Genomic DNA, 21,426 nt, shown 5'->3' on the forward strand with positions numbered 1-21,426 from the left:
CTTCCCCCGGTGGCGCGGGTCAGGGGGTCTCCGAGCCCGCGAAGCCGGTACGGCGCCCGCGCGGAACGGCCCGTCGCCTGGCCCGGCCGCCGTACCCGACGAGGACTTCGCCTTTACGGCGTAGATCAAAGGCTGGGGACATCTCGCTCCGATGGCGACGGATCCTCCCTGCCGGGCAGGAGACGTCCCGGAGAAGCGGTCACTCGACGGCTGCGGCTTCTGCGAAGAGCTGCACGGTCCACGACGGTACGGTTCGGGTCCCGTCAGGCCACGTCACCCGAACCGGCTGAGTCACGCCTCTAACGCCTGTCGACCTCGAGATCGTCGAGTGGGGCGGGCGTCGGGTCGAGCGGGGAGATCGCGTCGTCGTCGAGGTGCTCGAAGTTCTCGCTGTGCCTGCTGCGCCGGCGGTCGTTGAGGAACATGAACCCCTCCGCCGCGGCGAACAGCAGGATCATCGGGAAGGCCAGCACAAGCATGGTGAACGGATCGCCGGTGGGTGTGGCGACGGCACCGAGGACGAACATCCCGAAGATCACGGCACGGCGGTGCTTCTTCACCATGGCGTGCGAAACGACGCCGATCACATTGAGGAAGACGAGCAGGAGCGGAAGCTCGAACGAGATTCCGAAGATGAGCAGCATCACGATCGCGAACGAGAGGTACTCGTCGATGTCGATCGCTGCCACCACATTGTCGGGAAGGAACCCGAACATGATGGTGAGGCTCGGCACCATGATCAGGTAGGCCAGGGCGGTACCGGCGAAGAACAGCGGGACGCCGATGGCCAGGAAGGAGACCGTGTACCGCTTCTCATTCCGGTAGAGACCGGGGGTGACGAACGCCCAGATCTGATAGAGCCACCAGGGGGAGGAGGCCACCACGGCGAACAGCGCCGCCACCTTGAGGTTCAGGAAGAACGACTGGAACACAGCGCGGACGGTCAGGGAGCACTCCCCGGTCAGCGTTCTGGCGGCGGGAACCTCGCAGTAGGGGTCGGTGACGAACGCCCAGATCGGGTCGAAGTAGATGTAACCCAGGATCATGCCCGCCACCAGGCCCAGCATGGCTTTGACCAGCCGGTTGCGCAGCTCGCGCAGGTGCTCCATCAACGGCATCCGGCCGTCGTTGTTCTCCTTGCGTTCGCTCGTGGCGGAGCGCGATCGCTTCAGCAACGGCATGGCGGCGTCCTGGGGTCGAAGCGGGGGATCGGGTCGGCGGGACTCAGACGGGCTTGGCGTCCCGCTGCGTGTCCACCACGGGCGCCGGGGCGGCGACCGGGGTCTGCTGCACCGCCGGAGCGGGCTGCACCGGGGCCGCGGTGGCCTGGATGGCGGGGGCGACCGGCTGCTGCGGCTGGGCGGCGTAGGGCGCCTGCTGAGCCGGGTAGGCCTGGTGCTTGTCGTCGTCGGCGAGGCCCTTGGTCTCCGCCTTGAAGATCCGCATGGAGCGTCCCAGCCCACGCGCCATCTCCGGCAGCTTCTTCGCACCGAACAGCAGTATCAGGATGAGCCCGATAATGAGCAGTTCGGGGACTCCGAGATTAGGCATAACACATCCTTAACCCAAACAGTGTTACCTCAGTGTCGATCGTACGCTGCCCAGGCCACCGTCTGTCTCCTGGCGGCGCCGCAACACATGGATTCGCTCCTGAAGCGTAACCCCCGCCGGCCCAAGCCGAGAACCCGCGAGCTCCACCTCGCGGGCGAGGTCGCGCCCGGCGGCCAGAACCCGGGCGGCGAAAAAGCCCATCAGCCCGAGTCCGGCCGCGCCGAGCGCCACCGACAATCCGATCCAGAGCATGCGGCGACCCTACCGCCCCGCGGCGATCTCGTAGCGGGCGAGCGCGGCGGAGGCGTCGGCCCGGACCCGCTCGGCGACCGACTCAGGGGAGACCACCCTGCCGGTGTCCCCGAGCCTGAGCCCGAGCCGGACCGTCCACGCCGGATCCCGGGCGACCAAGGTAACCCGGAGCCGGCCCTCGCCGAGCTCCACGACCTCCTCGCAGGGGTAGTACTCCGCCACCCAGCGGCCGGCCGCGGTGAGCTCGAACACCACCCGGGTGTCGTCGGCCGCCGGGCGGAACAGGCCCGCGCCCGGCTCCAGCGGCTCGGCGTCCGGCGGCGGCTCGGAGGGCAGGTCGAGCACCGTGGCCGACTTGATCCGATCCAGGCGGAACAGCCGGACGCCCTCCGCCCGGCGGCACCAGCCCTCCAGATACGAGCGGCCGTCCGCCAGCAGGACCCGCATCGGGTCGACGTCCCGCTCGGTGGTCTCGTCCCGGACGGGGACGTAGTAGCGCAGCCGTAGCCGCCTGCCCTCGCGCAGCGCCGTCTGGACGTCGGCGAGGGCGTCCGGGGTGGCCTCCAGCTCCACGCTGACCTGGCTGCTGACGGAGGCCACCGCGTCGCCGGCCGCGGTCTCCAGCTTGGCGATGACCCGGGAGAGCGCGTCCCGGTCCTCGATCTCGGGCAGCTCGGCGAGCATGCGCAGCGCCACCAGGAGCGCGCTCGCCTCGTCCACGGCGAGCCGGAGCGGACGGGCGATGGTGTCCGCGTTGGAGACGATGATCTCGTCCCCGTCCCAGGAGACGTCGATCAGGTCCCCGGGGGTGTGGCCGGGCAGACCGCACATCCAGACCAGCTGCAGGTCGTCGATGAGCTGCTTCTCGCTCAAGCCGAACGTCTGGGCCACCTCGCCGACCGGCATCCCCGGCCGGGCCAGCAGATAGGGGACGAGGGTCAGCAGGCGCGGGAGCCGCGAAGCCGTACTCACGCCAGCACCCCCTTCAGGCGGCGGATCACCGCGTCGCGGGCGTCGGCCGGCTCCAGCACCTCCGCGTCGGGCCCGAACCCGACGACGTATCCGGCGAACCACTCCAGGCCCGCGAAGACCATCTCCACCTCATCCCATCCGTCCGTCCCGGGCCGCACCGCCCGCGCCGCGTGCCGCAACCCCTCACAGGTGCCCGTCCGCACCCGGACCACGGCCCGCCGCTCGACCGGGGTCACGTCCACCCGGATCACCATCGACCGCAGATCCACGTCGCCCGGGACCGTCACGCTCCCGGCCGGCCCGGCGGTCGCCACCGCCCCGCTGATCCGGCTCAGCCGGAACACCCGGGCCTCCCGGCGGTCGCGGTCGTGCCCCACCACGTACCACCGGCCGCGGCGGCTCAGCACCCCCCACGGCTCCAGGGTGCGGGTCCGCACGCTCTGCTGACCGGCGCCCCGGTAGTCGAACCGCACCGGCCTGCGCTCCCGCACGGCCTTCCACAGGTCGGGGAAGGCCGGGTCCGGGGTGTCCACCCGCACCTCCAGCGGGCCGGTGGCCGCCTCCTCGGTCTCCACGCCCCCCGCGCGCAGCTTGAGCAGGGCGCCGCTGGCCGCCTCCGCCAGGTTCGCCCGCTGCCAGACCTGGGCGGCCAGACCGAGGACGGCCGCCTCGTCCGGCTCCAGGGAGATCTCCGGAAGCTCGTACGCCTGCCGGGGGATGCGATACCCCACCTCGTCGTCCCAGGGGTCGGTCCCCACCTCCACGGGCACCCCGAGCTCGCGCAGCTCGACCTTGTCGCGCTCGAACATGCGCTGGAACGCCTCGTCCCCCTCGGGGTAGCCGGGGACGGCGCGTCGGATCTGCTCGGCGGTCAGATGCCGCCGTGTGGCGAGCAGGCAGATCACCAGGTTCAGTAACCGCTCGGTCTTCCGGCGCGACATCGGTATCCCTTCCTCCTGTGGTGACGCTACCCTGCCCACGTGATCAGATGGCGCGAGGGCACAGTGCTCCGGATCCGGCGGGAATGGCCCGGAGCGATCGAGCTGGACGTCGCCCTTGCCGACGACGTCGTGGGCGACGGCTCCGGCCGGTGCCGGGGGCTGGCCTACCCGGCCCTGGTGGGTATCCCCGAGCCCGGTGACACCGTGCTCCTGAACACGACCGCGCTCGCGATGGGTCTTGGCACCGGAGGGTACGCCATGGTCGTCGCGATACCGAACCGATTACCGAAAGATCCCGACGGGCCCGGCCATCTGGTCAAAGCACGTTACACCCCGCTGCAGACCACCGTGCTCGGCGCCGACGAACAGGACTCCCCCCACCACGCGCTGCTCCGCGACGCCGACGGCCTCGACGGCATGCCGGTGGTCGTCGCCGACCTGCACTCTGCCCTCCCCGCGATCCTGTGCGGCATCCGCGTCACCCGCCCGGACGCCCGCGTCGTCTACGTCATGCCGGACGGCGGCGCGCTCCCCGCCTGGTTCTCGATGTCGGCGGCCGAGCTCCGGCTGCGCGGCTGGATCTGCGGCACCGTGACCGTGGGACAGGCCTTCGGCGGCGACGTCGAGACGGTCACCCTGCACACCGGTCTGCTGGCGGCCAGGCATGTCCTCCACGCGGACGTGGCCGTCGTGGCCCAGGGGCCGGGAAACCTCGGCACGGGCACCCGGTGGGGCTTCTCCGGGGTCGCCGCGGGCGAGGCCGTCAACGCGGCGGCCGTGCTGGCCGGACGTCCGGTGGCCGCCCTGCGGGTGAGCGAGTCCGACGCCCGGGAGCGGCACGTGGGGGTCTCCCACCACTCCCTGACCGCGTACGGGCGGGTCGCCCTGGCCCGCGCCGACGTGGTCGTCCCCATGCTGCCCGGGGAGTTCGGGGCCCGGGTGACCGCCCAGGCCCAGGCGCTGGCCGACCGGCACACCCTCGTGCACGTCCCGGTGGACGGCCTGCACGAGGCGCTGACCACGAGCCCGGTCCGGCTCTCCAGCATGGGGCGGGGCCTCGCGGAGGACCCGGCCTGCTTCCTCACCTCGGCCGCCGCGGGCGTCCACACCGCCGCTCTCCTCCCCCACCGGGACACCGCCGGATAGGCGCCGCCACGGGCACGCAGTCGCCGTACGGGGACCGTTCCGCGCGGGATGGCGGGTACGGGCTAATGCGAGGCGGCTGGGACTGCGGCGACGGCGCGAGCCCGAACCGGATCCGGAAAGCGGACGGCCGGGCCCGCGCCGCCACGGCGCCGGCCCGGCCGCCGGAAACGCGTCAGTAGGCGCCGAGGACGTCCACGACGAAGACGAGCGTGTCGGTGCCCTTGATCTTGGGCTCGGAGCCCGCCTTGCCGTACCCCAGGTCCGGCGGGATGGAGAGCAGGACCCTGCTGCCCGTGGGCACCCCCACCAGCCCCTGGTCCCAGCCCTTGATCACTTTGCCGGTGCCGATCTCGAAGAGGATCGGCTGGCCCCGCTCCCAGCTGCTGTCGAAGGTGTCCCCGGAACCCCAGATCTTCCCGGTGTAGTGGACGAGGATCGAATCCCCGGACTTCACCGGCGGGCCGCCGCCCTTGATGACCGTCTCGGCCACCAGCTTCGCGGGGGCCTTCTTCTCGGTCTTGGTGGTGAGCGTGGGGGGCTTGTCCCCACCCGGGTGCTCCAGCTTCACCCCGGCCGTCTTCGCGTCGGCCGCCTCGCCGACGGCGGCGACCGGCGCCGTGCCGAGCACGTCCACCACGAACACCTGCGCCTGCTTGGCGGCGTCGGCATCCGGCGTGGCCTGGGGCGGCAGCGCGTCCTTGGCCACCACCGTGTAGAAGCGGCTGCCGGGCTTGCGACCCTCGAAGCCCTTGCGCACCACGTCCGGGAGCGTCTCGTTGATCTTCACGACCTGCGGGTTGCCCTCGTCGTAGGTCGAGGCGGCCACCCCGTTGGTCTTCCCGTCCCAGGTGAAGACCGTGACGTCGGCGACCACCTGGTCGCCGTTCTTGACCTCGGTCCCCTGTCCCTCCTTAAGGACCTTGGACGAGGACACCACAGGCGGATCACCCGCCGGGAACGTGACCTGAGGCTTCTTGCCGACCTCACCGGTGACCGTCACCTCGGAGGAAGCCGAGGAGCCGGAGGAGGCCGACGTGGAGGAGCCGCCGCACGCTGTGGCGAACAGGAGCGGCACGGCTGCGAGTAGGGCTAGGCGGCGCATGGACTTCCCTCGTTTGGACGGCGGGTTTTGCCACACTACCCGAGCCGTGGACCCAAGACTCCACTTGTGATCGTCGGCATGTCGCCCGGTTTCACATACCCGCGATGAGTTTCTCCACCCGCTCGTCGACGCTTCTGAAGGGGTCCTTGCACAGCACGGTGCGCTGTGCCTGGTCGTTGAGCTTCAGGTGCACCCAGTCCACGGTGAAGTCGCGCCGCTTCTCCTGCGCCCGGCGGATGAACTCACCCCGGAGCCTGGCCCGGGTGGTCTGCGGGGGGATCGACTTCGCCTCGAAGACCCTCAGGTCGTTGGTCACGCGTTCCACCGCGCCCTTGCGCTGGAGCAGGTAGTAGAGCCCTCGGCGGCGGTGCACGTCGTGGTACGCGAGATCGAGCTGGGCGACCCTCGGCGAGGAGAGCGGAAGGTCGTACTTCTGCCGGTAGCGCTCGATGAGCTGAAACTTCGTGACCCAGTCGATCTCCCTGGCCACCAGGTCCAGGTTCCCGGTGTCCACGGCCCGGAGCGTGCGCTCCCAGAGCTCCAGGACCCGCCTGGTGATCTCGTCCCCGCCGCGCCGGGAGACGAAGTCCTGGGCCTTGCTCAGGTACTCCTGCTGGACCTCCAGCGAGCTCGCCTCCCGGCCGTTGGCCAGACGCACCCGCCTCCGCCCGGTCATGTCGTGGCTGACCTCGCGGATCGCCCTGATCGGGTTCTCCAGGGTGAGGTCCCGCATCACCACGCCGGCCTCGACCATCCGCAGCACCAGGTCGGTCGCCCCGACCTTGAGCAGCATCGTCGTCTCCGACATGTTGGAATCGCCGACGATCACGTGCAGACGGCGGAACCTCTCGGCGTCGGCGTGCGGCTCGTCCCGGGTGTTGATGATCGGCCGGGAGCGGGTGGTCGCGCTGGAGACGCCCTCCCAGATGTGCTCGGCGCGCTGCGAGACGCAGTAGACCGCCCCGCGCGGCGTCTGCAGGACCTTGCCGGCGCCGCAGATGATCTGCCGGGTCACCAGGAACGGGATCAGCACGTCGGCGAGGCGCCCGAACTCCCCGTGCCGCCCGACGAGATAGTTCTCGTGGCACCCGTAGGAGTTGCCGGCCGAGTCGGTGTTGTTCTTGAAGAGGTAGATGTCGCCCGCGATCCCCTCCTCCCGGAGCCGACGCTCGGCGTCGACCAGGAGCCCTTCGAGGATCCGCTCTCCGGCCTTGTCGTGAACGACCAGCTCGATCACGTTGTCGCATTCAGGTGTGGCGTACTCCGGATGACTGCCCACATCGAGGTAGAGTCGCGCGCCGTTGCGGAGGAACACGTTGCTCGACCGGCCCCAGGAGACCACCCGCCGGAAGAGGTACCGCGCGACCTCGTCCGGCGACAGCCGCCGCTGACCGCGGAACGTACACGTGACGCCGTATTCGTTCTCAAGCCCGAAAATTCGTCGATCCACGCCCTCAGGCTATGCGCAAGGCGCCCGTTACGGGAGTGATCTCCCACCCTCGATTTGGACACCCTGCCTCCGACCCGTCCCGGAAACGGTCGGCGCGGCGGCGGAACCGGCTCTCCGGCGCGGCGGACCACCCGCGGAAACCGGGCTCGGCACCGGCTCGCGGGCCCGGTCGCCCGTCCCTGCCGACCCCGAGACCCGGCGGGTACCGATCCCGTAGGGCTCCGCGCCGTGGGGGAGCCGACGCCTCGACGGCGGCCACGCCACTCCGGCGCCCCGCCACGGAACCGGCCCGATCCCCCGGCAGGCCGGAAGGACCCTGGGCCGGATCCCGTGGAGCCCCGGTCCCGGCCGCTCCGCGTCGGAGGGGCGGCCCCGTACCTCACCGCACCCGGAAGTCCTCCGGGCCCGGGGTGGGGCGTCCGCCCTACGTCAGCCGGTGTCGATGTCTCCCTCGGGCGCGGTCAGCGGCTCACCGTCGTCGGTGGTCGTGGGCGGCGGCGTGGGCGCGGTGGGCGGAGCCTCGGAAGCGGTGGGAGGCGGGGCCGCGGGGGCGCGCACCTGGGCGAGCAGCTGCTCCAGCCGGGCACCGCCGACCCGGCGGAACTTGCGGTGTTCGCGGCGCCGGTCCAGCACCGCCACCTCAAGCTGCGAGGCGGGGATGTCGTCCCCACCGGGTTCGGTGAGCGCCTTCAGCGCCGCGCCGAGGGCTTCGTGCACCTGCATGCCTACGCGGAAGTGCTCCTTGAGGCGTCCGGCGACCTGGTCGACCTGACCGCCGATCGCCACGAAACCCGTCTCGTCGGCGACGGAGCCGTCGAAGGAGAGCCGGTAGATCTGGTCTCCGTCGGCGGTGTCGCCCACCTCGGCGACGACGACCTCCACCTCGTACGGCTTGCGCGCCTCGGTGAAAATCATGCCCAGGGTCTGGGTGTAGAGGTTGGCCAACCCCCGGGCGGTGACGTCGGTCCGGTCGTAGTTGTAGCCGTTGATGTCGGCGTACCGGATGCCGCCGAGCCGGAGGTTCTCGAACTCGTTGTACTTGCCGACGGCCGCGAACCCGATCCGGTCGTAGATCTCACTGATCTTGTGCATCGTCCGGGACGGGTTGGGGGCGACGAACAGGATCCCGTCGTCGTACTGCAGCACGACGACGCTGCGGCCCCGCGCGATGCCCTTACGCGCGAAATCCGCCTTGTCCCGCATCTCCTGTTCAGGGGAGACGTATCCAAAAGGCATGCCCACCGGTGGCGATCCTCTCCTAGGTCCAGATCCTGTACGGCTAGCGCAGCGGGGCGACGGGGCCGTCGGGCGCGGTCATGCGCGCGTCCAGCAGCGTCTGGACGTATCCGGCGACCTCGTCGTCCGGCAACCTCCGGAATCCGTCGGCGGTTATCACCGCGACCACCGGCCAGATGCGCCGGGTGACGTCGGGCCCACCGGTCGCCGAGTCGTCGTCCGCGGCGTCGTACAGCGCCTGCAGGCACGTCAGCACGGCGTCGTCCGGCGCGGCGTCCTCCCGGTAGAGCTTCTTCAGCGATCCGCGGGCGAAGATGGAGCCCGAGCCGATGGAGTAGAACCCCTTGTGCTCGTACGGCCCCCCGCCGACGTCGTAACCGAAAATCCGCCCGGTGTCCGTGATCTCATCATAGGCGGCGAGCAACGGGACGAACACGAAGCCCTGCATCGCGGCGGTCAGGTTGTTCCGCACCATGGTCGCGAGCCGGTTGGCCTTGCCTTCGACGGAGAGGGTGCGGCCCTCGTTCTTTTCGTAGTGCTCCAGCTCGACCGCGAACAACCTCGCCACCTCGATGCCGAGGCTGGCGGTCCCGGCGATCCCCATGCAGGAGTACTCGTCGGTCCGGAAGACCTTCTCGATGTCCCTCTGGGCGATCATGTTGCCCATCGTGGAGCGCCGGTCGCCCGCCATCACCACACCGCCTTGGCAGGACACCGTCACAATCGTGGTCGCGTGCGGGATCTCGTCCCCGGCGGCGGCGCCGGGGACGGCTCGCCGTCCCGGTAGGAGATCTGGGGCGTATGACGTCAAGAACTCGGTAAACGATGACACGCCCGGGTTCATGAAAAGACGATCCACGCGAGGCTCCCTCCGCCGTAAGGGCTCTTACGCCAGAACCCTACTCATGTCGGCCGGGTGCTCGCAGCCCGCAGGGGCACCTCGGAGATCAGCTCAGCGCGAACCGAAGGTGGCGGCGGGTCCGGTGTGTCCCCGGTGACCGCGTCGGCCCGCCGCAGGGAGCCCCGCCTTGGCCGGGGTCCGGCACCCGGGCGACTCCGGGGCGATCCGGTCAGGCGATCCGGGCCGAGGTCCGCCGGTCAGCGCGGTTCGCGTGGGCGGGGGACCGTGACAGGGGGTATCTCACCCCGCCAGGCGCCCGTTTCGACGCCCCTGGACTCGATGAAGGCCCGGAATCGGTTGAGGTCCCGCCCGATGCGGCGGCCGACGATCCCCAGGGCGTCGCCGACCCGCTCGACCGGCCCCATGGGGTCGTACTCCATCGTCAGGGTGACCCTGGTGGCGGACTCGTGGACCGGATCGAAGGAGACGACTCCGGTGTGGTGGGGCGAGGTGACGGTGCACCAGGCCACCCGCTCGTCGGGGCACTGCTCGACTATCTCGGCCTCGAACTCGCGCCGGACACCCGCGATCTCGGCGACCCAGACCGTGCGGGTGTCCGTCAACTGCTCGACCGTCTGCACTCCCTCCATGAAATCGGGGAATGTCGCGAACTGGGTCCACTGGTTGTACGCGGTCCGTACGGGGACGCCGACCTCCACCGAGTGCTGGATCTTGCTCACGGACCTGCTCCCTCCTGTTGGGATTCGAGGGACAGGCCTGCCCGAGCAATCGGCGAAATCACCAAACTCACCGAAATTACCGTCCTACCTGGGCGAACCCCCGTACGGGTCACCCACGATCGGAGCAGCGACGATCAACTATGGCCAAAAGTGATAAATAGGCAAAGACCTACTGACCACCCTTTTGAACGTAACTCCTGACGAACTCCTCGGCATTCTCCTCAAGGACCTCGTCGATCTCATCGAGGATCGCGTCAACGTCGTCCGTGAGTTTCTCCTGGCGCTCCTGAACGTCCGTCGATGCCTGGGTTTCGGTCTCTTCAACTTCACTGTCACGCCGACCGGTCTGCTTCTGGCCGCCGGTATCCTTCGTCGCCATGTGCTACCTCCGCTCGGGGGAACCTTCTCCCTAGTATCTTCCCCGAATCACACGATATTTCGCGCCGGGTGGGAAGTCGCCTGTGGATCATCCGTGGATCGGCCCGCGGACGCCGTACCCCGCCGCTTGCGCGACGGCCGCCCCACGCAGGGCGTGAAGCGGGTCACGGACGACCCGCCACGCCGTTTCGGACGCGGGCCGCACCGCCGCGCCGAGCCGAAAACCCGGGTCACCTGCCGCCGGTGAGCGCGGCCACCAGCTCCGCCGCCGTGTGGCAGCGGTCGAGGAGATCCCCCACGTGGGCCTTGGTCCCGCGCAGCGGCTCCAGGGTGGGGACCCGCTGCAGGGACTCCCGGCCGGGGATGTCGAAGATCACGGAGTCCCAGGACGCCGCGGCGACCGACTCGCTGAACTGGCGCAGGCACCGGCCCCGGAAATAGGCCCGGGTGTCCTCCGGAGGCGCCTGTACGGCCCGCTCGACCTTGGACTCGTCGACCAGCCGCTGCATCCGCCCGCGGGCCACCAGGCGGTTGTAGAGGCCGCGATCGGGCCTCAGGTCGGAGTACTGCAGGTCGACCAGTTGCAGCCGGGGATGGGACCACGGGAGGCCGTCCCGGGTGCGGTAGCCCTCCAGCAGCTCCAGCTTGGCCACCCAGTCGAGTTCCCCGGAGAGCTGCATCGGGTCGTCGGCGAGCCGGGTCAGCACCGACTCCCAGCGGTCCAGCACGTCCTTGGTCATCTCGTCGACGGCGGTGCCGTGCCGGTCCTCGACGTACTTGCGCGCCTGCTCCAGGTACTCCATCTGCAGCTGGACGGCCGTCATCTTCCGGCCGTCCCGCAAGCCGATCTCGTACCGGCAGGTCGGGTCGTGGGAGACGGCCCGCAGCGCCGCCACGGGCAGCTCGACGGAGAGGTCCTGGGTGAGGTATCCGTCCTCGATCATCGCCAGGACCAGCGCGGTCGAGCCGAGCTTGAGGTAGGTCGAGATCTCCGACATGTTCGCGTCGCCGATGATGACGTGCAGGCGGCGGTACTTCTCCGGATCCGCGTGCGGCTCGTCCCGGGTGTTGATGATCGGCCGTTTGAGCGTCGTCTCCAGGCCCACCTCCACCTCGAAGAAGTCGGCCCGCTGGCTGATCTGGAAGCCCTCGCCCCGCGAGTCCTGGCCGATGCCGACCCGGCCCGCGCCGCAGACCACCTGGCGGGAGACGAAGAACGGCGTCAGATGCCGCACGATCTCGGCGAACGGCGTCGCGCGGCGCATCAGGTAGTTCTCGTGGCAGCCGTAGGAGGCGCCCTTGTTGTCGGTGTTGTTCTTGTACAGCTGGATGGGCGAGCCCGCCGGCATCGCCGACGCCCGCGTGGCGGCGGCCTGCATGACCCGCTCCCCCGCCTTGTCCCAGATCACCGCCGCCCGCGGATTGGTGCACTCCGGGGTGGAGTACTCCGGATGAGCGTGGTCGACGTAGAGCCGTGCGCCGTTGGTCAGGATCACGTTCGCCAGGCCGAGGTCCTCGTCGGTGAGCTGACTCGAATCCGCGACCTCCCGCGCGAGGTCGAAACCCCGCGCGTCCCGGAGCGGATTCTCCTCCTCGAAGTCCCATCGGGCCCGGCGGGCCCGCGCGGCGGACTCCGCGAGGTACGCGTTCACCACCTGGGACGAGGTCACCATCGCGTTGGCGCCCGGCTGCCCGGGCACGGATATTCCGTACTCGGTCTCGATCCCCATCACCCGCCGAACCGTCATGCGCACCCTCTGTTCATCCGGCTGTCCGACCCTCGGTGGTTCGCCATGTACCCAGAGCCTAGACCGTTCCCTCCCCACTGCGACCAGACAGTTACGGCAGAGAGGCTTTTTCGTGTCGTTCCGGTTCGCGTGATGTGTCCGTTTCATGGAGCCAGCGGTAGCCGCTTGGGGCCTGGGTCGGCGCCACGGGTTCCGGGATCACGACGGGTGGGGCCGGGGGTGGCTCGGGGACGCCCGAACCACGCAGATGCTCCAGGGATTTGCGCAGCCACGGCCGCATCACCCGCTGCAGGGGACGCTCGGCGAACCGCCACACCAGATAGGACAGGAGGATCGCGATCGCCGTGGTGACGAGCGCGGTCGGCCAGGGGCCCAGCCACGTGCGCAGCGGGGGGATGGCGACGGCGGCGACGGTCTGGTGGAGCAGGTACAGCGGATAGGTCAGCGCGCCCAGGGTCGCCAGGCGCCGCCATCTCAGCCGGCGCAGCCCGCCCAGGGCGATGAGGGCGATCGCCACGAAGATCAAGGTGATGGTGAGGATCACCGCCCAGTCGGGGGCGGGCATCGCGGCCCGGCCGACCAGCTTGATCCGGCCGGCGAAGCGCTCGGTGGCGGAGTAGACGGCGAGCGCCCAGGTGGCGCCGACGAAACACCAGAGGATCAGCGAGGAGCCGTACTTGTAGATCAGGAAGAAGGCCATCCCCGCGATGAAGTAGGGGGCGGACTTGGGCAGCAGGACGAGGTCGAGGAGCTCGCTCTCCACCCGGGAGGCGAACACCGCGCCGATCAGCCAGAGCCCCATGAAGATCAGGCAGCGCCGCAGCGTCACCCCGATCAGGACGAGTACGGCGATCAGCACGTAGAACCGCAGCTCCACCCAGAGCGTCCAGAAGACCCCGCTCGCGTCCAGGACGCCGACCCCGCGCTGCAGCATGGTCAGGTTGACCAGGTACTGCCGGAGCGAGAGCTCCGGGTCGAACGCGGTCACCGCGGTGAGCTCGTAGACTCCGGCGATCGCCAGGACGGTCAGCCAGTACGCCGGGAAGAGCCGGACGACCCGGGAGACCGCGAACTCACCGACCCCGCGGCCCCAGACGCTCATCAAGATCACGAAGCCGCTGATGACGAAGAACAGCTCGACCCCGAAGATGCCCAGCGAGGCGGCCGCGGCGACCTCGGGAAAGAGCGAGGACGGCCGGGTTCCCCAGAGCGATCCGAAGGCCACGAAGTAGTGGAAGGCGAGAACGGCGAAGGCCGCGACGAAGCGGAGAAGATCCAGTTCGGTCAGCCGTGCGGACTCGCGCGAGGACTCCCGGATCACCGAGGAGCCGGGCCATGTCGATCAAACACGGAGCTTTGACGCGCATCCGACCGCACCGGTTCCCAGGAACCTCACAGGTAACAGGCGCTCCGGGCGGCACATCTCCCACGGGAGACGCGCCGCCCGGTCGTACGGCCGTTACAGGTACTGGCCGGTGTTGGCCACGGTGTCGATGGAGCGGCCGGCCTCGGTGCCCTGCTTACCCGAGACGAGGGTACGGATGTAGACGATCCGCTCACCCTTCTTGCCGGAGATCCGCGCCCAGTCGTCGGGGTTGGTGGTGTTGGGCAGGTCCTCGTTCTCGCTGAACTCGTCGACGCAGGCGGCGAGGAGATGCGCGACCCGCAACCCCTTCTGCCCCGTCTCCAGGAACTCCTTGATCGCCATCTTCTTACCCCGGTCCACGATGTTCTGGATCATCGCTCCGGAGTTGAAGTCCTTGAAGTACAGGACTTCCTTGTCGCCGTTGGCGTAGGTCACCTCGAGGAAGCGGTTCTCCTCGGTCTCGGTGTACATCCGCTCGACGACCCGCTGGATCATGCCTTCCACGCAGGCGACCGGCGAGCTGCCGTTCTCCGCCAGGTCGTCGGCGTGCAGCGGCAACGACGTGGTGATGTACTTGGAGAAGATGTCCTTGGCCGCCTCGGCGTCGGGGCGCTCAATCTTGATCTTCACGTCGAGACGTCCCGGCCGCAGGATCGCCGGGTCGATCATGTCCTCCCGGTTGGAGGCGCCGATCACGATCACGTTCTCCAGGCCCTCGACCCCGTCGATCTCGGAGAGGAGCTGGGGGACGATCGTGTTCTCGACGTCGGAGGAGACCCCCGACCCACGGGTGCGGAAGATCGAGTCCATCTCGTCGAAGAACACGATCACCGGAGTGCCCTCCGACGCCTTCTCCCGTGCCCGCTGGAACACCAGCCGGATGTGCCGCTCGGTCTCCCCGACGTACTTGTTGAGGAGCTCGGGGCCCTTGATGTTGAGGAAGAAGCTCTTGCCCGACTGGCCGGTCTTCTCGGCGACCTGCTTGGCCAGGGAGTTGGCGACCGCCTTGGCGATCAAGGTTTTGCCGCATCCGGGCGGACCGTAGAGCAGTACGCCCTTGGGGGGCCGCAGCTCGTGCTCCCGGAAGAGGTCGGCGTGCAGATAGGGCAGCTCGATGGCGTCCCTGATCTGCTCGATCTGCCGGGACAGACCGCCGATCTCGTCGTAGGAGATGTCGGGGACCTCTTCGAGGACGAGTTCCTCGACCTCGGACTTGGGGATCCGCTCGTAGACGTAGCCGGATCTGGGCTCAAGCAGCAGCGAGTCTCCCGCGCGGAGCGGGGATTCCATCAGGGGCTCCGCGAGTTTGACGACACGCTCCTCGTCGGCGTGCGAGATGACGAGCGCGCGATCGCCGCCTTCCAACAGCTCCTTGAGCATCACGACCTCGCCGATGCGCTCGAAGCTCAACGCCTCCACCACGTTGAGGGCCTCGTTGAGCATGACCTCCTGGCCACGCCGGAGAGACTCCACCTCAACCGTGGGGCTGACGTTCACCCGAAGCTTGCGGCCCCCGGTGAACACCTCGACGGTCCCGTCCTCGCGGACCTCCAAGAAGACACCAAACCCCGAGGGGGGCTGCGCCAGCCGATCGACCTCCTCCTTCAGCGCGACGATCTGGTCGCGCGCCTCCTTGAGGGTCGCCACAAGACGTTCGTTCTGTGCGGTGACGGCGGAGAGATTGGCCTGTACCTCGTGGAGACGCTCCTCCAGGATCCGTGCCTGACGGGGGGACTCCGCGAGCTTGCGGCGCAACGCGCTGATCTCTTCCTGCAGGAAGGAGACCTGCGTTGTGAGGTCGGCGACCTCTCGTTCGCGCTGCGCGGCGCGAGCCTCGGATTCTTCACGAGCTGCCACGCCCCGTCACCTCCTTCCCAGCTTTATCAACTACTTCAGACCCTACCTATCTACGGCCAATCCGTAACCTGGCCGGGGGGTGTTCGTCTAGTTACAGCGGGTGGTGAGTTTTTTGTTACTGAATGTCGGGTTTACTAGAGGAAGCATCCTCACAATGGGATCTCTTCCCCCGTCCCGGCGACAATCCCAGATGTAGCCGAATTGTCATAGTCGGCTCGTCCGGCGGGCCGCGCCGCCGGGCTCTCGTCGTAGGCCCCCTTCGCCGGGCGGCGCCTCCTCGGCGGCGGGGTGACCCCGTCCGCCATCCGCCGCGCCGTCACCAGGAAGGCGGTATGCCCGATCATCCGGTGGTCCGGGCGGACCGCCAGTCCCTCCACGTGCCAGCCGCGCACCAGTGTCTCCCACGAATGCGGCTCGGTGAAGCTCCCGTGCGCGCGCAGCGTCTCCACCGTCCGGGAGAGCTGCGTGGTGGTCGCGACGTAGCAGCAGATCAGCCCGCCCGGGGCGAGCGCCTTGGCCGCGGCGTCCACGCACTCCCACGGCGCGAGCATGTCCAGCACGATCCGGTCCACGTCGGACTCGTCCAGCGCGTCCACGAAGTCACCCACCACCAGGCGCCAGCGGTCCCCCGGATCCCCGTTGAACTTCTCCACGTTCCGCCGCGCCACCTCCGCGAAGTCCGCGCGCCGCTCGTACGAGATCACCTTGCCCTCGGGCCCCACCGCGCGGAGCAGCCAGCAGGTGAGCGCCCCGGAGCCTGCCCCGGCCTCGACGACCTTGGCCCCGGGGAAGATGTCGGCCTCCACCATGATCTGCGCCGCGTCCTTGGGATAGATCACCGCGGCGCCGCGGGGCATCGACAGCACGTAGTCCACGAGCAGCGGCCGGAAGGCGAGGTAGGGCGTGCCCCCAGACGACCTGACCACAGACCCCTCGGGCAGCCCGATCAGGTCGTCGTGGGCCAGCCCGCCTTTGTGCGTGTGGAAGACCTTGCCCTCGTCCAGCGTGATCGTGTGCCGCTTGTCCTTGGGGTCGGTGAGTTGAACCTGATCCCCGGCCTGAAAAGGCCCCTGCCTGCGCAAACCCATACCCGTAAGGCTATCGGCGCGCGGGCCCTCCCATCGCAAACCCGCTCGACCCAGACAAGATCCGGCTGATAGGACTAACAAGCATGATGCCTCATGTGGTGATCGAAGCGGACCGGTATTCCCTGCGACCTCCCCACGAGGACGACGTCGAGACATTGGCACCCGGCTGCGCCGACCCCCGCGCCCGGCCTTTCCCGCCGGACACGCCGAGCCCCTGCACCCGGGCGGACCTCCTGGACTGGGTACGGCTGACGCCGGTCGTCTGGGAGCGCGGCGGGGTACGACTGGTCGTGGCCGACTCCACGACCGGCGAGGTCGTCGGCGCCGTCGCGCTGGGCCCCCCGGACGACGCCCGCAACGCCGAGATCTCTCTCTGGATCACTCCCTCCGCCCGGGGCCGGGGCGCCGGAACCGCCGCGGTCCGGGCCTTGACCTCCTGGGCCTTCGGCAACGACGCCCTCCCGGTACGGGTGGAGCGGATCGAGCTCATGGCGACGCCGTCCGACGCCGCGAGCCAGAAGATCGCCTACGCGGCGGGATACCGGCGTGAATCCCTGCGCCGCCGGGCCGCCCGGCACCCGGACGGGAGCCGGACCGACCTCGTCGCCTTCGCCCGCCTCGCCGACGACCCCGAAAGCCCCGTCCCGCCTTTCCTGCCGCCCTTCCCGGGCGGAGCGCTCTCGGACGGGGTGATCCGGCTGGTCCCGCTCACCCCTGCGGACGCCGACGACTACCACGCGATGATGTGCCTGCCCGACGTCATGCGCTACCGGGTCCCCGCGACGCCGGTGGAACACGCCGACTCACTGGCGAGGTGCGTCTCGGCCGCGAGCCACTGGATCAGCGGTGAGCGCGCCGAGATCGCCATCCGGGACGGGGCGGACGACTCCTTCGCGGGGCACATCCAGCTCATGAACATCATCCCGATACTGGGCGAGGCGATGATCGGATACAGCCTCGCCGCGGGCACGCGGGGGCGGGGAACGGTGACCAGGGCGGTGAACCTCCTGGTCGACTGGACGTTCGCGCACACGACGATCCAGCGGATCACCGCCGGGACGGACCCCGACAACGTCCGCTCGCAGCGGGTCCTGGAGCGCGCGGGCTTCACCCGGGAGGGGGTCCTGCGCCACCACCTGCCCAGAGCCGACGGGACCCGCGCCGACAACGTCCTCTGGGCCCGGATCCGGACCGCACCCTGACTCCCCCGCGCGGCCCCGTCAGGCCGCGGCCAGGTAGCTCAGCCGTTCGGCCGCCTGAGCGGCGGTCGGGCGGGCCGAGGGACTCCCGATGCAGGCGTGGATGAGATCGGCGATCTGCGCGTCAAGCCCCCCGGCCACACTCGGCGGGGTGCTGAACACCTTGCGCAGGGTGAGCAGCGTGTCATGTGTCGGCAGCGCGCCGTACAGCCCCATGCCGGAGGCGACCCAGTGCAGGGTGGCCCCGATGGACCAGACGTCGCCGGCCGGGCTCGGCTCCTCGCCCTGCAGCAGCGCGGGGTCGGTGAACTCCACCGAACCGACCTTGCCCATCCCGGTGACCGTCACCCCGGGGGTCAGCACCTGGGCGAGGCCCAGGTCGGCGAGCTTCCCCCCGACGGAGGTGAGCAGCACGTTGGACGGCCGGATGTCGCGGTGGACGATCCCGGCGTCGTGCAGCGCCTGCGCGGCCCACGCGGCGTGCGCCAGCGCGGACAGGGCCGTGGCGCGGGTGAGCCCCTCCTTCGGCGCCCCGAGGGAACCTCCGGGGAGGTACTCCATCGAGTAGTAGAAGACACCGCCCTGCTGGCCCGCGTCGTACAGGGTCACCAGGTACGGCGAGCGCACCGCCGCGAACGCCTTCAGCTCCCGCGTCGCGCGCCGGAAGGCGTCCTGCCCGGTCCCGCCCACCACCTTGACGGCGACGTACTCGGCGTCGACGGGCAGGCGCTCCGGCCGGCGGGAGAGAAAGAACTCCCCGTGGTTACCGGCGCCCAGCGACCGGATGAACTCGTAGTCGGCGATCCCCTCCACCGCACGTCCTCTCTCGCGATGTCACCCCCAACACGATAACGTCGCGATGCTACCTTGCGCCGTCTAGATCCACTATTCCCCCTACGGAGGCGATGCCACGGTGCCTCAGTTCCTCGGCGGCGCCGCGCCCGCGGCCTACGACGTGGCCGGATTACTCCTGGCCATCGTAGTCGTGCTCGCCCTGGCCCGGCTGTTCGGGTCGCTGGCCCGACTGGTCGGCCAGCCCCCTGTCATCGGCGAGATCCTCGCCGGAATCCTCATGGGCCCGACGCTGCTCCAGCGGTTCACGGGCGACTCACTGTTCTCCGTCGACGTGCAGCTGTCCATGAAGGCGCTCGCCGACGTGGGACTCGTCCTCTTCATGTTCGTGGTCGGCCTGGAGCTCGACCAGAAACTGGTCCGGGGCAAGGGCCGGGTGGCCGCCGCGGTGGGGCTCGGCTCCACGCTGCTGCCGTTCGCGCTGGGCGCCCTGCTGGCCCTGGCCATCCTCGACGACCAGCAGGGCATCCAGCCGCTGGCGTTCGTGCTGTTCTTCGGCGCCGCGATGTCGGCCACCGCCTTCCCGGTGCTCGCCCGGATCCTCACCGACCGGGGCATGCACCGGACCACCATCGGCGGGCTCGCCCTGGCCTCCGCCGCCGTGATCGACGTGCTCGCTTGGACCGTTCTCGCCGTCGTGGTGGCGATCGCGGGCACCGGAGGCGGCGACCAGTGGCAGGTGGCCCTGGCCATCCCGTTCGCGATCCTGATGATCGTCGTGGTACGCCCGTTGCTGCGCAGGCTCATCCCGGCCTACCAGCGCGCCGGACGGCTCACCCCCGGCCTGTTCGCGATCGTCCTCATCGGGCTGATCGCCTCGGCCTGGGCGACCGAGTGGATGCACATCCACTTCATCTTCGGCGCGTTCCTGTTCGGCGCGATCATGCCGCACGAGGGCGCGGAACGGCTGCGCCACGAGATCCTGGAGCGGCTGGAGCACCTGGCGGTCCTCCTGCTGCTGCCGATGTTCTTCGTGGTGGCCGGTCTCAAGGTGGACCTCACCGGGCTCTTCACCGGCCAGGACCTCGGCCTGCTCGCCGTCATCCTGGCCGTGGCCATCGGTGGAAAGCTGATCGGCGCCTACGTCGGCGCGCGAAGCCAGAAGGTCCAGCCCCGGCAGTCCGCGGTCCTCGCCTTCCTGATGAACACCCGGGGACTAACCGAGATCGTCATCCTGACCGTCGGCCTCAACGCCAAGGTGCTCACCCCCGAGCTCTACTCGCTCATGGTGCTCATGGCGCTCATCACGACCGCCATGACCGGCCCCGTGGTCCGCTGGCTCTACCCCGACCGCAGGGTGGAGCGCGACATCGCCGAAGCCGAACGCGCCGCGCTCGGGACCCATCTCGCCTTCCGCGCGGTCGTGGTGGTGCCCGATCCCGCGGCGGGCGGGCCGGCCGCGAGGCTCGCGGCGGGGGCCGTCGCCGGGCGCGGACCCGCCGAGATGGTCTTCGGGCATCTGCGGCCGTACTCGCGGGGCAGGCTTGAGGTGGGCACCGGCCTCTCCTCCGAGCTGGCCGAGATGACGACCACGATGAGCGAGCTGGAGTCCCTGGCGGACCGGACCGGCTCCCCGGACGTCCCGGTCCGTGTGGTCAGCCGGTTCGCCGGCGACGTCGAGGCCGAGTTCCCCGAGCTCGTCTCCTCCGCCGAACCCGACGTCGTGATCCTGCCGGAGCACGCCCCCGGCGCCGAGGCGATCCGGGCCACGACCACGGCGCGGCTCGTCTCGGTGGCCGACGGACTGGACGACCTCGGCGAGGGGCCGATCGCGGTCCACTTCAACGGCGGCTCGGACGCGTCCGCCGCGGTGGAGGTCGCCCTCCGGCTGGCCGTCTCGGCGGGCCGCCCGCTGCTCCTGTTCGGCGGGCGCCGGGCCACCGCGCTGGCCGAGCGGATCACCAAGGCGGGTCTGCCGGCCCAGGGGGTCGCCGCGGCCCCCGACGACGCCCTCGTGCTCGGCGCGTACGGCCGCGCCGACGCCGCCGTCCAGGTCCGCGCCGAGCGGGACGCCGATCCGGTGGACTGGGAGGCGGTGGTCGCGACCCTGCTCGCGGATCCGGTACGGCCCAAGGAGGGACCGTCCGCCACGGCGGGCGTCCCCGAGGCCGAGGCCACGACCCCGTAGGCGCCCGTACGGGCGGAGCCGGGTGTCCCGGCTCCGCCCGTACCCGGCGAAATCCGGCCCCGCACCGCACCGCCTCGGTGCTATCCGGACAGCCCCGTGGCGTCGTCGCCGTAGGTCCAGGCCACCTCGATCTCACAGCGCCGGATACGCCACCCGTGCTCGGTCCGGCGAAAACGCCAGTGGTAGGTCCCGGCTACGACGAAGTACTCGGATGACCGATCGGCGCGCGGGACGTGCACCGCCTGGAACTTGGAACGGCCGAAGGCCGTGTCCCCCTCCACGGTGATCTGGAAGTTCGAGCTCATGTGGTGGGTCTTCTCAAACGGGGCGAGCGCCGCGCGCCCCCACTCGGCCAGCCCGTCGGACCCGTCGTGCGCGGCGAAAGGCATGCGGATCTCCGCGTCCGCGGTGAAACACGCCTCCCAGTCCTCCCACCTCTTGTCGTCCACACACCACGCGTACTCGTCGAGCAGTCGTGCGATGTCCGCCTCGTCGATCGTGCTTGCCGTACGGGACTCGTCAACGGTCATTCTCCGGATGCCCTTCTCCACATCGATTCCTGTCGTGTTCGTTGCTTGA

The 21,426-nt window shown here is 69.8% G+C and carries 20 protein-coding genes; 3 read left to right on the forward strand and 17 right to left on the reverse strand.

What is annotated here, in order from left to right; all coding sequences use genetic code 11:
• Nucleotides 1–299: 299 nt before the first annotated feature.
• Genes tatC through RUR_RS20975 form a run of 5 tightly spaced genes read right to left on the reverse strand, consistent with a single transcriptional unit; the run spans nucleotide 300 to nucleotide 3,716 of the window.
• Nucleotides 300–1,181 carry a twin-arginine translocase subunit TatC gene (gene tatC, locus RUR_RS20955; protein ID WP_283136798.1) on the reverse strand — a complete coding sequence of 294 codons (882 nt, stop codon included), beginning with the start codon at nucleotides 1,179–1,181 and terminating at the stop codon, nucleotides 300–302.
• A gap of 43 nt (nucleotides 1,182–1,224) precedes the next feature.
• Nucleotides 1,225–1,551 (reverse strand): Sec-independent protein translocase subunit TatA, encoded by a 327-nt coding sequence (gene tatA / locus RUR_RS20960; protein WP_283136799.1) that lies wholly within the window; start codon nucleotides 1,549–1,551, stop codon nucleotides 1,225–1,227.
• A gap of 24 nt (nucleotides 1,552–1,575) precedes the next feature.
• Nucleotides 1,576–1,803, reverse strand: a complete 228-nt coding sequence (locus tag RUR_RS20965; RefSeq protein ID WP_283136800.1) for a hypothetical protein — start codon at nucleotides 1,801–1,803, stop codon at nucleotides 1,576–1,578.
• Between the two features lie 9 nt (nucleotides 1,804–1,812).
• The gene (locus RUR_RS20970; RefSeq protein ID WP_283136801.1) at nucleotides 1,813–2,775 is read right to left on the reverse strand and encodes a helix-turn-helix transcriptional regulator; all 963 of its coding nucleotides are present in this window, start codon (nucleotides 2,773–2,775) and stop codon (nucleotides 1,813–1,815) included.
• Complete coding sequence (locus tag RUR_RS20975; protein ID WP_283136802.1) at nucleotides 2,772–3,716, reverse strand: helix-turn-helix transcriptional regulator; 945 nt, start codon at nucleotides 3,714–3,716, stop codon at nucleotides 2,772–2,774. The genes RUR_RS20970 and RUR_RS20975 overlap by 4 nt, the downstream gene beginning before the upstream one ends.
• 39 nt (nucleotides 3,717–3,755) lie before the next feature.
• Between RUR_RS20975 and RUR_RS20980 the strand changes: the two genes are divergently transcribed.
• Nucleotides 3,756–4,862 (forward strand): DUF3866 family protein, encoded by a 1,107-nt coding sequence (locus tag RUR_RS20980; RefSeq protein WP_283136803.1) that lies wholly within the window; start codon nucleotides 3,756–3,758, stop codon nucleotides 4,860–4,862.
• A gap of 172 nt (nucleotides 4,863–5,034) precedes the next feature.
• On the opposite strand, the gene RUR_RS20985 is transcribed toward RUR_RS20980, so the two are convergent.
• The 10 genes from RUR_RS20985 to RUR_RS21030 all read right to left on the reverse strand — a co-directional run bounded on the left by RUR_RS20985 (nucleotide 5,035) and on the right by RUR_RS21030 (nucleotide 16,668).
• On the reverse strand, nucleotides 5,035–5,964 hold the full coding sequence (locus RUR_RS20985) for an FKBP-type peptidyl-prolyl cis-trans isomerase (protein ID WP_283136804.1): 930 nt from the start codon (nucleotides 5,962–5,964) through the stop codon (nucleotides 5,035–5,037).
• A 91-nt stretch (nucleotides 5,965–6,055) separates the two neighbouring features.
• Complete coding sequence (pafA, locus tag RUR_RS20990; RefSeq protein WP_283136805.1) at nucleotides 6,056–7,414, reverse strand: Pup--protein ligase; 1,359 nt, start codon at nucleotides 7,412–7,414, stop codon at nucleotides 6,056–6,058.
• Between the two features lie 429 nt (nucleotides 7,415–7,843).
• A complete protein-coding gene (prcA, locus tag RUR_RS20995) occupies nucleotides 7,844–8,650 on the reverse strand; it encodes a proteasome subunit alpha (RefSeq protein WP_283137063.1) in 807 nt (268 codons plus the stop codon).
• Nucleotides 8,651–8,693: 43 nt separating this feature from the next.
• Nucleotides 8,694–9,494 carry a proteasome subunit beta gene (prcB, locus tag RUR_RS21000; RefSeq protein WP_283137064.1) on the reverse strand — a complete coding sequence of 267 codons (801 nt, stop codon included), beginning with the start codon at nucleotides 9,492–9,494 and terminating at the stop codon, nucleotides 8,694–8,696.
• 254 nt (nucleotides 9,495–9,748) lie between these two features.
• Nucleotides 9,749–10,231 (reverse strand): SRPBCC family protein, encoded by a 483-nt coding sequence (locus RUR_RS21005; RefSeq protein ID WP_283136806.1) that lies wholly within the window; start codon nucleotides 10,229–10,231, stop codon nucleotides 9,749–9,751.
• A gap of 169 nt (nucleotides 10,232–10,400) precedes the next feature.
• Nucleotides 10,401–10,610 carry a ubiquitin-like protein Pup gene (locus tag RUR_RS21010; RefSeq protein ID WP_283136807.1) on the reverse strand — a complete coding sequence of 70 codons (210 nt, stop codon included), beginning with the start codon at nucleotides 10,608–10,610 and terminating at the stop codon, nucleotides 10,401–10,403.
• Nucleotides 10,611–10,839: 229 nt separating this feature from the next.
• Nucleotides 10,840–12,357 carry a depupylase/deamidase Dop gene (dop, locus tag RUR_RS21015; RefSeq protein WP_283136808.1) on the reverse strand — a complete coding sequence of 506 codons (1,518 nt, stop codon included), beginning with the start codon at nucleotides 12,355–12,357 and terminating at the stop codon, nucleotides 10,840–10,842.
• 91 nt (nucleotides 12,358–12,448) lie between these two features.
• The gene (locus RUR_RS21020) at nucleotides 12,449–13,678 is read right to left on the reverse strand and encodes an acyltransferase family protein (protein WP_283136809.1); all 1,230 of its coding nucleotides are present in this window, start codon (nucleotides 13,676–13,678) and stop codon (nucleotides 12,449–12,451) included.
• A gap of 138 nt (nucleotides 13,679–13,816) precedes the next feature.
• Nucleotides 13,817–15,580, reverse strand: coding sequence for a proteasome ATPase (arc, locus tag RUR_RS21025; protein WP_283136810.1), 1,764 nt, complete (start codon nucleotides 15,578–15,580; stop codon nucleotides 13,817–13,819).
• Nucleotides 15,581–15,729: 149 nt separating this feature from the next.
• Nucleotides 15,730–16,668 (reverse strand): tRNA (adenine-N1)-methyltransferase, encoded by a 939-nt coding sequence (locus RUR_RS21030; protein ID WP_283136811.1) that lies wholly within the window; start codon nucleotides 16,666–16,668, stop codon nucleotides 15,730–15,732.
• A gap of 95 nt (nucleotides 16,669–16,763) precedes the next feature.
• Here RUR_RS21030 and RUR_RS21035 point away from each other — a divergent pair, with 95 nt between their 5' ends.
• Nucleotides 16,764–17,870, forward strand: coding sequence for a GNAT family N-acetyltransferase (locus tag RUR_RS21035; protein WP_283136812.1), 1,107 nt, complete (start codon nucleotides 16,764–16,766; stop codon nucleotides 17,868–17,870).
• Nucleotides 17,871–17,888: 18 nt separating this feature from the next.
• Here RUR_RS21035 and RUR_RS21040 read toward each other — a convergent pair whose 3' ends face one another.
• Nucleotides 17,889–18,680, reverse strand: a complete 792-nt coding sequence (locus tag RUR_RS21040; RefSeq protein WP_283136813.1) for a protein kinase domain-containing protein — start codon at nucleotides 18,678–18,680, stop codon at nucleotides 17,889–17,891.
• 100 nt (nucleotides 18,681–18,780) lie between these two features.
• Between RUR_RS21040 and RUR_RS21045 the strand changes: the two genes are divergently transcribed.
• Nucleotides 18,781–20,847 (forward strand): cation:proton antiporter domain-containing protein, encoded by a 2,067-nt coding sequence (locus RUR_RS21045; protein WP_283136814.1) that lies wholly within the window; start codon nucleotides 18,781–18,783, stop codon nucleotides 20,845–20,847.
• Nucleotides 20,848–20,927: 80 nt separating this feature from the next.
• Here the strand turns inward: RUR_RS21045 and RUR_RS21050 are convergent, their stop codons facing one another.
• Nucleotides 20,928–21,377 carry a nuclear transport factor 2 family protein gene (locus tag RUR_RS21050; protein ID WP_283136815.1) on the reverse strand — a complete coding sequence of 150 codons (450 nt, stop codon included), beginning with the start codon at nucleotides 21,375–21,377 and terminating at the stop codon, nucleotides 20,928–20,930.
• Nucleotides 21,378–21,426 lie beyond the last annotated feature (49 nt).

The organism is Rhizohabitans arisaemae, assembly GCF_025996515.1.
Taxonomy (GTDB): Bacteria; Actinomycetota; Actinomycetes; order Streptosporangiales; family Streptosporangiaceae; genus Rhizohabitans; species Rhizohabitans arisaemae.